Source organism: Pseudogulbenkiania sp. NH8B (assembly GCF_000283535.1).
In the GTDB taxonomy this organism is placed as follows: Bacteria; Pseudomonadota; Gammaproteobacteria; order Burkholderiales; family Chromobacteriaceae; genus Pseudogulbenkiania; species Pseudogulbenkiania ferrooxidans.
In genome coordinates, this window is the sequence record NC_016002.1 from 3,882,244 (window position 1) to 3,896,646 (window position 14,403).

Here is a 14,403-nt window from a genome sequence, read left to right on the forward strand (position 1 = left end):
ATTATACCCTTCCCTCTCCCAGTATTTAATGGAATGGGAAGGTCTTGCCAGTACGGCGCTATCGAACGGACACCACATTCGATGGGGGGGGCTGGTCAGGGAGCGCAAGCAGTAGTCGGTGAAAGGCAGCGGTGGCCTGCTCCACCGTGATATCCGTCACATCCTGCGATGGGGGCTGCAGCAGCTGGTACGGTTCGTTCCAGGGGCGCCAGTGGGTTGCATCACTACCGCCGAAGAAACATACGATCGGTTTTCCCAAGGCATTGGCCACGTGCATGGCCCCTCCATCGCTGCAGATCACACTGTCGCACAGGTCCAGCCCGGCCATCAGCTCGTCCAGAGAGGAGGTCACAAAAGGCAGTACAGGCAGGCCATCCAGCCGGGAAAGCAGTGTGGAGGCCTTTTCATCGTCGCCGGGGTGGGTAGGGTTATCCGCGGCGCCCGGCGCCCAGAACAGCAGGAATTCGGCGTCCAGTTCCGCATGCAATTGACGGATCAATGCTTCGAAACGCTCGACGGGCCAACGCTGGGAGGGTTTGCGTGCCGAAATATGGATACCCACCCTGAGTGGGGCACGCCCCATTGCCATACTGGCGGCCAGTCGATCCCGAGCTTGTCTGGCGGCCTTCCCGGGTACCACGATCCTGACGGCACCGGGCTGTTTGTCGACAGCCAAGGCCGAGGCCAGATGCGCCGTCGCTTCGACGTGATGGCAGGCTGACGGCAATGGGCTGACGGCATTGTCCACCTCCTGAGCGCCTTGCCCCGGTTGATAGCCCACCACAGTTTTTGCCCCGATCAGGCGGGCAAACTTGGCCGCCTGGGCCGAATAGGTCGAGCCCGCCAGAATCGCAAAATCGTACCTTTGCCGGCGCAACAAGAGGATCAATTTGAACGTCTGCCACCAAATCGCCAGTTTGGACTCGCCCGCATGGCGATGCTTAGCCTTGCGGTATATATGCACCGTATCGACCGGCTGTCCCTCCATCACTACGGGGGCATTGTAATCGTTGACCAAGAGATCGATCCGCGCATCGGGATAACCGTCACGGAGCAGCTGCAGCAGCGGCGTGGTACAGATCAAGTCGCCGATGTTGTCACGGCGGATGACAAGGACTTTCATGCAGAATCGCCAGCTGCGCCCATGGTACACGCCTGATTGGCCAGGACGGCGGCGATAAGCAGCAGCATTACAGAGCCCGCCCACAATCCGTTGGCAAAACCCGTGATCAGGTAGCACACCAACAGGGCCACCGCCGTCAGTGACAAGGTGGTATTGTCTTGAATACGGGTACCCCAAAGTCGTATGGCACACCACAATGTGCAGGACAAGAAAACCAGATATACCGAAAGGCCAAGCAAGCCGGTTTCAAATACCACCTGCAGATAAAGGTTGTGAGGGTTGGCCTTGCCATAACCCTTATCCCGGAAATAATCGTGGGCCAGCATATCCTGTCGTTCGCCTGAACCGGCCAATTTCTCGATATAGCCTTCGCTACGTGCCAGCGGTGCCAGTTTTCTCCAGCCGGGGCCATAACCCAGCAATGGGTGCTCTCGAATGAGCGAGGAAGTCACGAACCAAATGCCGCGTCGCTCCAAAAAGGAACTATCCTGCTGGTAGGTTTGCTCACTAAACGGGCTGGCATAACGGGTAACTAGGTCAGGGTGAGCCTGCGCCATGCCGACCAACCCGACCACCACGACCAATAGGCCAGTAAACAGCCATTTCCAATAACGGCCAAGCACCGCCGCCACTATCAGGCCGGCAGCGATAGCCAACAAGGGCGTCCGGCTGCCATGCAGCATCAGCGGTACCGCCTGCACCAGCAGCGCACCGCCCAACACTAAACGAAGGTAGCGCGGCAATCCCTTGTCGAACAGGAACAAGGCCGCCGTGATAGTGAAGAGGAAGGTGGCATCCAGCGCAAACCCCTTGCGGTAGGGTAACAGGGCCTGGAAATCCCCCCAGTACAAGCCAAGCAGCAGCAGGGCACGCACGGTGAATCCCGCAACAGCGGCCATCAGTAGCGGCCGCAACGCTTGCATGCTACGAATCGAACTCAATGCCATCAAGAAAACCAGCAGGTTACGGACGTGATCTTTCCAGAATTCGTGGAGATTATTGGACAGCCATGCCGGATTGACAGCCAGGCTCAGAAAAAAGACCATCGTCATGGCCAGCATGGCATATGGCACCGGCCCCGTGCTGATGGCCCAGGGTTTGCGCTTGCTCAAGCGTTGCCAAAAAAACGTCAGAACAGCCAACCAGAAAGCGATATTCATCACGGCGGTCAGACCTGTTGTAGCTGCCGCGAAGACATAGATTGCCAACAATATCGGCGTTAGGTCACCTTGATATACGCCCAATCGCCCGCCATCACGAGAAACACTAAAGAAGGAGGTCATTCCGATTTTGTCTTTCTTTGTAGAGCCACTTCAGGCAATTGATCCAATCCAGCTATGCCCAAAACACAAGCCCGTGTTCCGACCTTGCAAAAATAAGGTGCATCGAATGCATGTGAGCAGGGGGCGCATGGCTCAGGACTACGGACTACTATCGCCTGTCGCCCATCCGGTGACTGATCATCGGCATCCGCCGGGCCCATGAAATCAACCAAGGGAACGTTAAACGCATCGGCCAGGTAAGTAATACCAGAGTCGACTCCCACATAGAAATCCAGCATCTCGATCATCGCTGGCAAGTCGGCCAGCGCAAACAAACCGGCGGCGTCGATGGCGGCTCCTTTCGGCAAGACAGCAATCAATTCGGCAGAAATCGGACTATCTTCTTTCGCACCGACCAGCACCACCTGATACCCTTTTTGCAGCAAGGTTTCAGCCAGCTCTTTCAATTGCCCGACTGACAACGCCTTGAGTTTGTTCCCGCTGCTGATCCCAAGCCCGGCCCAAGCTTGCTTCTTGGCAGGCAGCAAGGTATGGGCTTTGAGACGACTCTCATTCCGGACATGGATGATTTTCCGCCCCGTCGCCGGAATACCTAGATGCTTGAGCAGATGCCACTCAGTTTCCAAGACGCTGCGACCTGCCAGATGGCACTCGCCATGGGACAACAAGGGGGCGGCCAGCCGGTAACTGAGCCCACCACCCAGATTGGGCAGGATGCTCAGTCGTCTTGATACGCCGGCCCAGAATGGCACCAGCAGAAAAGCCTGATTGGGGCTTACACAAATGGTGGTATCTACCTGTTCCCGAGTCAGTAAGCGGAAAAGGCGCCAGCGGCCGGCAAAGCCTTTGAATGCACGCGCCGGATAACGCCATACCTGATTGATATTGGGGTCGGCTTCAATCAAGGGAGCAGTCACTGGATCCGCCAGAACCGTCAGTCTGGCCGAGGGAAAACGTTTCTGGATAGCAGAAAACAAGGGGGTTGTGCAGATCATATCGCCGATTTTGGCGGTCTGAATCAGCAGGATATGGGCTGGCTCCCGCTTCCGGGTCAGCAGCAAGCGGAGGGCCAGCAGGGGCGACGCAAACCAGGTCAATAACAGGAAGAGCACCTTAGCACTCCATAGCGGCGGCCAGCACGCGTTCAACACCATCCACATAGGCGCGGATGGTGTACTGCCGGGTCACGATCGCTCGCCCTTGCTCGCCCAGTTGACGACGGCGTTGCGGTTCGCTCAACAGTTGCTGCATGGCACAGAACAAGGCATGGCTGTCGGCATAGGGAACGAGCAGCCCACTTTGCTGATCGGCCACCAGTTCGCGCGAGCCGACGACGTTGGACGCGATGGCGGGTTTGGCCAGCAGCATGGCTTCGAGCAGGACTCTGGGCAGCCCTTCGCTCTGCGACGCCAGCAGACAAACATCCATCGCCGCGACGAAAGGCAACGGTGCCGGCTGGAAACCGGTAAAGATCACCCGGTCGGCGACACCCAGCTGCTCGGCCAGCGTCTGTAACTCGGCGCGCTGCGGACCATCGCCCACCAACAAGATGCGGAAAGGCGTCTTTGCCGCATTCAGCTTGCTGGCGGCCTCCAGGACATAACGGATGCCCTTGCGCTCGATCAGCGACCCCACCGCGCCAAACACCACCTCCTGTTCACCGATGCCATACTGACTGCGTACAGCCTGACCATCCGGCAGCGGCTGGTCGGGATCGATGCCGTTGAATACCGGCAGGCATTTGGCAGGCTCGACACCAGCCTGCAGCAAGGCGTTGACCACACCATTGGATACGCCGATGACCTTACGGGCCACCCGGTTGACGAGCCGGGAAGTGGCTGCATCCATCACCGGTTCGATGCGACAGTGCTGCACCACCGGGATGCCGACAGTCTCGGCCGCCAGATAGCCTTCGATGTTCGAGCGCGGCTGGTTGTTCATGTAAAGCAGATCGTAACCGCCGCTCTGCAACTCACGGGTCAGTCGGTCGACGTTGGGACGGATGCGCCACGCTTGTTCGACCCGGGCGACCCAGCGTTCACGCGTCGGCTTGTGCCAGACCAGCACTCCACGCCCCAACTCCTTGGCGAGCTTCGCCCACAGCGGCTGGCGTCGCTGCGGCAGCAGCTTGAGTTCGATGCCGATCTTGGCCAGCTCCCGGCCAAGACTGCTGTCCTTGCCTTTGGGGTAGTCATGATAGAACAGGCAGGTCACGTGGAAGCGTTGACGGTCGATGCGCTTGAGCAGTTCGAACATGCTGTTGGTGCCGCCACCCCACTCCTTGCCGGTATCCAACAGCAGAATACGTTTTTGTGTCATGCCAGACTCTCAGCAGCAAGTCCCGATTTGGCAGCGTGTTGCCGACAGGCGTCGAAGACTTCCGTCACGGTGATATTGTCCATGCAGGGTGGCGCGGTATAGTGGCAGCGCTTGCCCAGACAAGGTTCGCAAGTACGCCACTTCTGAATCACGATGTGGCGCTCCAGATCCGCGCTTGGCCCGGAACGGGACCAGTGTGCGGCGGCGAACAGGCCGACGATCGGCGTGCCGACCGCCAACGCCAGATGCATGATGCCGGTGTCCGGCGTCACCAGCCAGGCAAAGCGCTGCACCAGTGCCGGCATGTCCGTCAGTTTGACTTCGCCCGCCGTGACCGCCACGCGTTCATCGCCGATGGCCTGCGCCACCTGCTCGGCCAAGCCGCGCTCCTGTGGCGAGCCGGTAATCACGATTCGTAGCTCGGGGTACGCTACCAGCAGTTGCCGGCCCAGTTCGGCGTAACGCTCGGGCCGCCAGCGCCGGCTGGCGGTCGAGGCGCCGACCTGGAATCCCGCGACGGGTACGCCATCGGCAATGCCGTGCTTGCCCGCCAGGAAATCGCTCACCGACTGGCGTGCGGCATCGCTTACCGGCATCACCATATGGCGGTCGAGACCCGTCGCACCGGCGGCATGCGCGACCGCCAGGCGCTGATCGATACCGTGCGGGAAATCGTCCCAGCCCTTGACCGGTTCGGTATTGCTCAGCAGGAAACGGAAACGGTTGTTGTTGGGCCACTTGAAACGCCAGCGCGCCCCACTCAGATAAGCCAGCGGAGTGGCCTGTGGCTCGTTGCCGTGCAGAATGGCGACCAGATCGAAACGCTCGCGGCGCAGCGCCCGCGCCAGGCGGAAGAAACGGCGATAGCCGCCGGGATACGCGATAGTGCCGTCGATATCGGGGTTGCTTGCGAACAGCCCTTGGTAGGGCGCATTGACCAGCAGCACGATGTGCGCCGCCGGATAGGCTTGGCGCAGACTGCGGATGGCAGGTGTCGACAGCAGCGTGTCGCCAATCGCCGTGGACGAGATCACCAGGATGCGGGCAATGGCCGGCGTACCTAGTTCAGCAGGATCGGGATGGCGCCGGTCGAAATGCCGGATCAACCCGAGGCCGCTCTCGAGCAAGGCTTCACGGATGCGGGTGCCCATCGTCACTTTCCCCGCAGACGCACGTAGAGCCCGCCCAGCAACGGTCGACGGTAAATGGCCATACGCCGGGCAAACCAGCCGTCATCGGCCTCCTTGGTGACGATGCGGCCGATCCGTCGCGGGTCGGTCGTGGCGGTATTGATATGCTTGTCGACGGTATACAGATGGCGAAACCCGGCCGCCCGCGCCACGTCCAGATAATCGTCGTCGAAATAGCCCTGCGGCCAGCACAGGTGGTCGCTGACACCGCCCAGCCGTTCGGTGAGCGTGCGGCGCGAGGTGGCGAGGTCTTCGGCCAACCTGTCGCGCTTCTCGGCGGCACTGGCGCACAGCTTGTCCCAGCGGGCATGGCTGTGGGTGTGACTGTGGAATTCGAAGGTACCGGCGGCGCGGGCGGCCTCGATCTCGCTCCAGCGCATCATCACGGTGTCGGCCCTGCCCTCGTCCACCGCGCGCTTGCAGGCCTTGTGGTCGGGGGTGTCGGGCAGCGCCTGGCCGCTGGCGGCGTGCGGGCGCACCGCGCCGTCGCCAATCCAGCCGGTGATGGTGAACAGCGTGGCACGTTGGCCGAAGCGTTCCAGCACGGGATGGGCGTATACCCAGTTGTCGAGGTAGCCGTCGTCGAAGGTGACCAGCACGCTCTTGTCCGGCACCGGGCGGCCGGCGAGAAAGCCGGCGAAGTCGCCGGTGCTCAGGGTGGTCCAGCCGTGCTCGGCCAGCCAGCGCATCTGCGCTTCGAAGGTGGCCGGCGACACCGTCACCAGGCCCTTGCTGGGGCTGACGTGGTGGTACATCAGCACCGGTACGGCGCGGGCCGGTTTCATCGCTTGCCCCTCGCGGCCAGCAAGCGGCGGTACAGCGCCAGCATGTCGCGGCACATGGTGTCGACGTGGAACACCGACGACACCAGCTCGCGGCTGCGCGCGGCCATGCGGGAGTGCAACGGGTCGTCGCCGAGCAGGCGGATCACCGCGGCGGCCAGGCTGGCCACGTCGTCCGGCTCGATCAGCAGGCCGTTGTCGTCGTGACGCACCACCTCCGGCACGCCGTCGACGCGGGTGCCGATCACCGGCAGGCCCATCGCCATCGCCTCGATGAAGGAGGTGCCGAGCGCCTCCTGCTCGGTCGGCAGCAGGAACAGGTCGCAGCCGGCCAGCACGTTGGCGATGTCGCGGCGCAGGCCCAGCAGGTGGAAGCGCTCGTTCAATCCGGCGGCGGCGATCTGCGCCTTCAGGTTGTCCAGCTGCGGCCCGTCGCCGGCGAATACGAAGTGCGCGTCGGGGCAGGCAGCGAGGATGGCCGGTGCGGCCTCGACGATGCGCTGGTGGCCCTTCTTCTTGCGCAGGATGGCGACGGTGCCGACCAGCTTCGCGCTGTCCGGCAGCCCCAGTTCGGCACGCAACGTGGACGCGCCGTCCAGCACCATCGCTTCCGGGTCGATGCCGGTATAGATGGTGCCGATGCGGTGCTGCGGCACCCCCTCGCCCTCAAGGTAGCGGCGCACATGCTCGCTGACGCTGACCACGTAGTGCGGCAGCGTGGTGTAGGTGAAACGCGAGGTGATCGGCAAGGCCAGATGGCGCGTGCGCACCACCAGCCGTCCGGCCATGCGGCCGGCCAGCCCACCGAGGATGCTGTCGCGTCCGCTGTGGGTGTTGACCACGTCCACCCGCTCACGGCGCATCAAGGCGGCCAGTTTGGCAACGGCGGCGAGATCGACACCGTTGCGCATGCGCACCTCGAATACCTCGAAGCCGGCTTCGCGCGCCCGCACGGCGAACTTGGCGCCGGGCTGGCAGGCCAGCAGCAGGCGCTGGCCGAGCTTGCGCAAGCCCACCATTTCCTTGAAGGTACGGTGCTCCTGCCCGCCCCAGCCGAGCGAGGACTCGGTGTGCAGGATGGTCAGCCGCTCAGCCATGCTGCGGCTCCTTGAACTGCATGCGGTGCAGGTTGGCGTAGAGGCCGTCGTGGGCGATCAGCTCGCCATGGCTGCCGACCTCGGCCACCCGCCCCTGGTGCATCACCACGATGCGGTCGGCGCTCTCGATGGTGGAGAGGCGGTGCGCGATGACGATGGTGGTGCGATTCTGCATCAGGCGCTCCAGCGCCGCCTGCACCAGCCGTTCGGACTGGGTGTCGAGCGCGCTGGTGGCCTCGTCGAGGATCAGGATCGGCGCGTTCTTCAGCAGCGCGCGGGCGATGGCCAGGCGCTGGCGCTGACCGCCGGACAGGCGCACGCCGTTCTCGCCGATCAGGGTGTCGAAGCCTTCCGGCATCGCCTCGATGAAGTCGAGCGCGTTGGCGGCGCGCGCCGCGGCGACGATTTCCTCGCGGCTGACCTGGCCGATGCGGCCGTAGGCGATATTGGCGGCCACGCTGTCGTTGAACAGCACCACATCCTGGCTCACCAGCGCGATATGGCTGCGCAGGCTGGCCAGTTCGATGTCGGCGAGCGGCACGCCATCGAGGCTGATGCTGCCGGCGTCCGCGTCGTAGAAGCGCGGGATCAGGCTCACCAGCGTGGTCTTGCCGCTGCCGGAGCTGCCGACCAGCGCCACGGTTTCACCCGGCTTCACGTCCAGGCTGAGATCGACGATGGCGTCGCGCTCGGCGTGCGGATAGCGGAAGTTGACGTGGCGGAACGACAGCGCGCCACGGGTTTCGGCCAACCTCTTGCGGCCATGATCGGCTTCCGGCGTCTCGTCGAGGAAGCCGAACACGCTCTCGGCGGCGGCCAGGCCGCGCTGCAGCGACTGGCTGATGCTGGTGATGCGCTTGACCGGCGCGAACAGCATCAGCATCGCGGTGAGGAAGGACATGAAATCACCGGCGGTGAAGGCGCCATGCTGCGCGCGCACCGTGGCGAAGTACAGGATCAGCGCCAGCGCCATCGAGATCACCAGCTGGGTGACGCCGGTGTTGAGCGAGGACATCGAGCTCTGCTTCACCGCGTTGTGGCGGATCGACTCGGCGGCGTGCTGGAAACGCTCGGCCTCGTAGGTCTGGCCGCCGTAGATCTTCACCACGCGCTGGCAGTCGATGGTCTCGCCCAACACCTGGGTCAGCTGCGCCATATTGTGCTGGTTCTGGCGTGACAGGCCGCGTAGGCGCTTGCCGACAATGCGCACGATCAGCGTCACCAGCGGCAGCACCGCCAGGCAGATCAGCGTCAGTTGCCAGTCGGTGTAGAGCAGCAGCCCCAGCAGGCCGAGCACGGTGATGCCGTCCTTGACCACCACGGTGATGATGTTGAAGCCGGCCTCGGTAACCTGGCTGACGTCGAAAGCAATGCGCGACAGCAGACGGCCGGACGGGTGATCGTCGAAGTAGCGCACCGGCAGCTGCATCAGCTTGCCGAACATCTCCTCGCGCAGGCGCTGCACCAGGTGGCCGGACAGATAGCTGGTGGAGTATTCGTTGATGTAGCTGGTCACACCGCGCAGGATGAACAAGCCGACGATGGCGAGCGGCGTCCACACCATGGCCGTGTGGTCCTTCTGAACGAAGCCACCATCGATCAGCGGCTTCATCAGCCGGGCGAAGGCCGGCTCGGTGGCGGCAGCCACGATCATGGCCAACAGTGAGGCGACGAATACGCGCCAGTAGGAGCGCAGGTAACGCAACAGCCGCTTGTACAGCACGAGGCTGCCGATCTCTTTGGAATCCGCCATGCGGGTAAAAGGTATCCAGTAAAAACAGCGGATTATACCGCGATGTGGGGGCCGGGGAGGAAACGTTGATAGACGTTAACCAATTGCGCGGCCATCGCCTCCAGCGTCAGCGGCTCGGCCGTGGCGCGGGCGGCGGCGGCCAGTTCTGGCCAGTCGGTGCGCCGCGCCAGCCAGGCGCGCAGTGATTCGACCAGGCCCAGCTGGTCCAGCGCGTCATGCACCCAACCGTTGCGCCCCTCTTCGATCAGCTCAGCCGCGCCACAGGTGGTGGTGGTGAACAGCGGCAGGCCGCTGGCCAGCGCCTCGACGCAGACGTTGGGGAACGGATCGTACAGGGTCGGCAGGATGAAGGCATCGGCCAGGCCGTAATACGGCTTGACGTCGCCCTGGGCGCCGGTGAAGCGCACTCGTTCGGCGATGCCCAGTTCTTCGGCCAACCTTTGGTAGCGCGCAGCGTGCTTGTCCTTGCCCACCACCACCAGGTACACCCCGTCCAGCGCCGCCACGGCGCGCACGGCGCGCTCCACGCCCTTGCGTTCGAAACCGGAACCGACGTACAGCAGCGTCGGTGCCTCGGCGGGAATGGCCAGCTCGGCACGCCGCCGGGCACGGTGCTGCGCGCGCAGGCGCGGGTGGAAAGTCTCGGTGTCGACACCGTTGTAGATCACCGCCAGCTTGTCCTCGGGCAGGCCGAAATGCTGCTGAATCTCGCGCTTGATCAGGTGCGCGTTGCAGATCACCAGCTTCAGGCGCGGATCGAGAAACATGCGCCGCTCAGCGGCGCAGACGTAGTGGTGATAGGGATTCAGCTTGAGTGCACAGGCGGACCAGCCGGACAAGGCGCGGCGGCGGTGCTGCAGCCAGGCGGCGTGCACGCCGTCGCCGGCGCGGTAGATGTCGCAGCCGGGAATACGCTCGTGCGACTGCACCAGCTCGAAGCCCTCGCGCTGCCACAGGCGGCGCGCGGCACGGGCGAAACCCCAGTCGCGCCAGACATTGCCGAGGTAGAACGGGTCGGCGGTCAGCGCCGCCACCCCATCCAGCTTCTCCCAGCGCCGTGCGATCAGGCTAACCTCCAGCGCGCCGTTGGCCTGCAAGGCCGCCAGCGCACGGCTGACGAAGCGCTCGGCACCGCCGGCAGGGTTGTACTTCTGGCGCACGATGGCGAGCCGGGTCATGCCCCCACCTCCGCCAGCACGTCGTCGATTGCCGCCAGCACGCGCTCGGGGCCGATCAGCGTCAGGCATTCGCTGACCTTGCCACCACCGCAGCCGTCGCGGCCACAGGGGCGGCACGACAGCGGTTCGGTGAGCACGCGGTGCGGCACCTTCCACGGCCCCCACTCGATGTCGCCGGACGGGCCGAACAAGGCCACGGTCGGGGTCTGCAAGGCCGCCGCCATGTGCATCGGCACCGAGTCCATCCCGACGAACAGCCGCGCCTGATCGATCACTGCCGCCAGTTCCTTCAACGTCAGCTGTCCGGCGAGGCTCGCCACCGGCCGCGCCAGTTCCTGCTGGATCTGCTCCAGCATCGCCAGTTCGGCCGGATCCGGCGCGGCGGTGAGCAACACCTGTTCGCCGCGTGCGGTCAGTGCATCGATCAGGGAGGCCATGTGCTGCACCGGCCAGGTCTTGAACAGCCAGCGCGAGGTCGGGTGGATCAGGATATAGCGCTGCGATTCGAGCCCCAGCGCCGTGAGCCTCGCCCCGGCCACCGCCTCGGCGTTGGCGCCGGGCACCAGCGTCAAGGCGCGCTCGTCGGGGCCCGGCTGGATGCCGATACGGCGCAGCGCGTCCAGGTGCAACTCGACGGTATGGCGCCGGTTGCCGGCCACGATGGGATAGCGATGCGTGAAACTCCTGGCGAAGAACTTGCCGTAGTTGCCGCTGCGCGCCACCGCCCAGCGTGGTTTGAGTAGCCGGGTGAGCCAGGCGCCGCGCTTGTGTTCGGTCAAATGCACCACCAGATCGTAGTGGCGCCCCCGGAGACGGGCGAGCAGCGCCAGCTCGGCCTGGAGTTGGCCGAACATGCCGAGCTTTTTCCACTGGCGGTCGATGGTGAATACCCGGCTGACGGCGGGGTGCTGCGTGATCATGTCACGCGTATCGTGGTACACCAGCGCGTCCAGTTCGGCGTGCGGGGCGTGTTGTTTCAGCACCGAGAACACCGGGGAGGTCAGCAGTACGTCGCCGTGATGGCGCAGTTTGATGACCAGCACCCGCTTCACGGCGGCAAGATCGATGACGTCCTTGAGCATAAGAAAAACAGCCGGCTGTGGGGCCCTTAAAATACGCCGACGCCGCCATTCCGCGAGCAGCGGAAGGCGGCGTCAGACCAGATGAGTCGGGACGGAGCGTCGCGCCGGGAGCGCACAGCGCTACCCGAACGGTACGACTAGACAGCCGGCTCAGCGTTCAATTGTTGTAGCAGGTCGGCAATCTTATCAGGGTCCTCGCTTCTCAGCATGCGTCCGACGAGCGGCGCGATCTGGTCGAGGTGGGTCTTGAGCACGATGTCCTTGACCGACAGCAGGTTGGCCGGGTGCATCGAGAACTTGCGCAAGCCCATGCCCAAGAGCAGCCGGGTCAGGCGTGGATCGCCCGCCATCTCGCCGCACACCGACACCGGCGTGCCGGCCTTGATCGCGGTGCGCAGCGTGTGCAGGATCAGCTTGATCACCGCCGGATGCACCGGGTCGTAGAGGTGGCTGACCGAGTCGTCGTTGCGGTCGATAGCCAGCGTGTACTGGATCAGGTCGTTGGTGCCGATGGAAATGAAATCGACGTGCTTGAGGAAGCTGCCCACCACCAGCGCCGCCGACGGGATTTCGATCATGACCCCGACCGGCAGCTCGGCGGAATAGGCGATGCCTTCGTCGCGCAGCTCCTCGCGCGCGTACTCCAGCTGTACCAGCGCCTGCTTCAGTTCGTGCAGCGAGTTGATCATCGGGAACAGGATCTGCAGCTTGCCGAACATCGAGGCACGCAGCAGCGCCCTGAGCTGGGCGCGGAACAACAGCGGCTCGGCCAGGCAGAGGCGGATGCCGGTCAGTCCCAGCGCCGGGTTGTCGGCCACGCCGTGATTGAGCCAGCGCGGATTCTTGTCGGCGCCCAGGTCCATGGTGCGGATGGTGACCGGCAGGCCCTTCATGTTCTCCACCACCTTGCGGTAGGCCTCGAACTGTTCGTCCTCGGACGGCAGCGTGTCGCGGCCGAGGAACAGGAATTCGCTGCGGAACAGGCCGACGCCGACCGCGCCGGCGGAGAGCACCCCATCGACGTCCTGCGGCAGTTCGATGTTGGCCAGCAGGTCGATCGGGGTGCCGTCGAGGGTCTTGGCATTGGACTTGCGGATCGACGACAGCTTGCGCCGGGCATCGCGCCAGGCACGCTGACGGCGGCGGTACTCGGTTAGCACCACCTCGTCGGGGTTGATGATGATGACGCCGCTCTGTCCGTCGACGACCACCATTTCCTCCTCGCGGATCAGCTCGCGCGCATGGTGCAGCGCGATCACCGACGGCAGGTCCAGGCTGCGGCCGAGGATGGCGGTGTGCGAGGTGGTGCCGCCGACGTCGGTGACGAAGGCGGCGAAGCTGGAATCCTTGAAGTACACCATGTCGGCCGGCGACAGATCGTGCGCCACCAGGATCATGTCGTCGTCGAACGCCTCCGGGGCGGCCAGCGACGAGGCCTCGCCCTTGAGGTTCTTGAAGATGCGCTCGACCACCTGCAGCACGTCGTGCTTGCGCTCGCGCAGGTACTCTTCTTCGATCGCCTCGAATTGCTCGACCAGCGCATCGCATTGCAGCTTGAGCGCCCATTCGGCGTTGCAGCGCTGGGTGGCGATGATGTCGCGCGGCTCGCGCGAGATCGCGACGTCGCCCAGCAGCATGATGTGCAGCGACAGGAAGGCGCCCAGCTCGGCCGGGGCGTTTTCCGGGATGCTGCCCCACAGCATCTCGAGTTCCTTGCGGGTCGCCTTGATCGCTTCGTCGAAACGGGCGATTTCCGCCGGCACCTCGTCCGCCACCAGCACGTAGTGGGTCACGTCGTCCATGCTGCGGGAAATCAGATGGGCGCGCCCGATGGCCACCCCCCCGCCGATGGCAACGCCGTGCATGATGATGCTCATGGTCCCCGTCCCTCCGTTACCCGGCAGTTATCACTCTGCCTCGTCAAAGCGGTTGTTGATCAACGTCACCAACGCGTCCAGCGCGGCCTGCTCGTCGTCGCCCGACACTTCCAGCACCACGGTCGAGCCCTTGGCCGCGGCCAGCATCATCACCCCCATGATGCTCTTGCCGTTGACGCGACGGCCGTTGCGCGAGATCCAGACCTCGCTCTTGAAACGGCTGGAGGTCTGGGTGAACTTGCTGGAGGCACGCGCGTGCAGCCCGAGCTTGTTGATGATTTCAACCTCTGATTTAAGCATTTGCCTCCCCGGCAATAATATTGATCACGCCTTCCAACCCGCCGGTCACGGCTTTCTTGACCACCAGATCCAGCGGCTGGCTGCTGTAACACAATGCCCGCACCAGCATCGGCAGGCTGACGCCGGCAATGGCCTCCACCCGCCCGCTGTCGACCAGGCGGCTGGCAATGTTGGACGGCGTGCCGCCGTACATGTCGGTCAGCACCAGCATTCCCTCGCCCTGGTCGAGCTGCTGGATCAGCGCCCGCGCCTGGGCCAGCTTGCGGTCGGGATCGTCGTTCTTGTCCACCGCCATGGTCGCCAGGTTTTCCGGGTTGCGGCCCAGAATGTGCCGGGCACAATCGGCCAGGCTGTCACCCAGCCCGCCGTGAGAAATAATCAGTACGCCAACCATGTCTATCCAGTTTCCTGCAACCGCC

General features: G+C 63.9%; 13 protein-coding genes. All 13 read right to left on the reverse strand.

All coding sequences use genetic code 11. The features are described from left to right. Positions 1 to 58: 58 nt before the first annotated feature. The 13 genes from NH8B_RS17930 to NH8B_RS17990 all read right to left on the reverse strand — a co-directional run bounded on the left by NH8B_RS17930 (position 59) and on the right by NH8B_RS17990 (position 14,378). Entirely contained in the window at positions 59 to 1,123 is a 1,065-nt protein-coding gene (locus NH8B_RS17930; protein ID WP_014088515.1) for a glycosyltransferase family 9 protein, read from the reverse strand. Then, the gene (locus tag NH8B_RS17935) at positions 1,120 to 2,406 is read right to left on the reverse strand and encodes an O-antigen ligase family protein (RefSeq protein WP_014088516.1); all 1,287 of its coding nucleotides are present in this window, start codon (positions 2,404 to 2,406) and stop codon (positions 1,120 to 1,122) included. Before NH8B_RS17935 ends, NH8B_RS17930 begins: the two co-directional genes overlap by 4 nt. Continuing rightward, positions 2,403 to 3,518: a glycosyltransferase family 9 protein gene (locus tag NH8B_RS17940; RefSeq protein WP_014088517.1), complete on the reverse strand. Its 1,116-nt coding sequence runs from the start codon at positions 3,516 to 3,518 to the stop codon at positions 2,403 to 2,405. The genes NH8B_RS17935 and NH8B_RS17940 overlap by 4 nt, the downstream gene beginning before the upstream one ends. Position 3,519: 1 nt before the next feature. Continuing rightward, positions 3,520 to 4,725: a glycosyltransferase gene (locus NH8B_RS17945; RefSeq protein ID WP_014088518.1), complete on the reverse strand. Its 1,206-nt coding sequence runs from the start codon at positions 4,723 to 4,725 to the stop codon at positions 3,520 to 3,522. Next, positions 4,722 to 5,876: a glycosyltransferase family 9 protein gene (locus NH8B_RS17950; protein ID WP_014088519.1), complete on the reverse strand. Its 1,155-nt coding sequence runs from the start codon at positions 5,874 to 5,876 to the stop codon at positions 4,722 to 4,724. The genes NH8B_RS17945 and NH8B_RS17950 overlap by 4 nt, the downstream gene beginning before the upstream one ends. A 2-nt stretch (positions 5,877 to 5,878) precedes the next feature. Next, positions 5,879 to 6,700: a polysaccharide deacetylase family protein gene (locus NH8B_RS17955; RefSeq protein ID WP_014088520.1), complete on the reverse strand. Its 822-nt coding sequence runs from the start codon at positions 6,698 to 6,700 to the stop codon at positions 5,879 to 5,881. Then, entirely contained in the window at positions 6,697 to 7,794 is a 1,098-nt protein-coding gene (locus NH8B_RS17960) for a glycosyltransferase family 4 protein (RefSeq protein ID WP_014088521.1), read from the reverse strand. The genes NH8B_RS17955 and NH8B_RS17960 overlap by 4 nt, the downstream gene beginning before the upstream one ends. Next, the gene (msbA, locus tag NH8B_RS17965) at positions 7,787 to 9,547 is read right to left on the reverse strand and encodes a lipid A export permease/ATP-binding protein MsbA (protein ID WP_014088522.1); all 1,761 of its coding nucleotides are present in this window, start codon (positions 9,545 to 9,547) and stop codon (positions 7,787 to 7,789) included. The genes NH8B_RS17960 and msbA overlap by 8 nt, the downstream gene beginning before the upstream one ends. 32 nt (positions 9,548 to 9,579) lie before the next feature. Continuing rightward, positions 9,580 to 10,725, reverse strand: a complete 1,146-nt coding sequence (locus NH8B_RS17970) for a glycosyltransferase family 4 protein (protein ID WP_014088523.1) — start codon at positions 10,723 to 10,725, stop codon at positions 9,580 to 9,582. Further along, entirely contained in the window at positions 10,722 to 11,807 is a 1,086-nt protein-coding gene (gene rfaQ / locus NH8B_RS17975) for a putative lipopolysaccharide heptosyltransferase III (RefSeq protein ID WP_014088524.1), read from the reverse strand. Before rfaQ ends, NH8B_RS17970 begins: the two co-directional genes overlap by 4 nt. Before the next feature lie 137 nt (positions 11,808 to 11,944). Further along, positions 11,945 to 13,684: a phosphoenolpyruvate--protein phosphotransferase gene (ptsP, locus tag NH8B_RS17980; protein ID WP_014088525.1), complete on the reverse strand. Its 1,740-nt coding sequence runs from the start codon at positions 13,682 to 13,684 to the stop codon at positions 11,945 to 11,947. 30 nt (positions 13,685 to 13,714) lie between these two features. After that, entirely contained in the window at positions 13,715 to 13,984 is a 270-nt protein-coding gene (locus NH8B_RS17985) for an HPr family phosphocarrier protein (RefSeq protein ID WP_014088526.1), read from the reverse strand. Then, entirely contained in the window at positions 13,977 to 14,378 is a 402-nt protein-coding gene (locus tag NH8B_RS17990; RefSeq protein ID WP_008952239.1) for a PTS sugar transporter subunit IIA, read from the reverse strand. Before NH8B_RS17990 ends, NH8B_RS17985 begins: the two co-directional genes overlap by 8 nt. Positions 14,379 to 14,403: the final 25 nt, after the last annotated feature.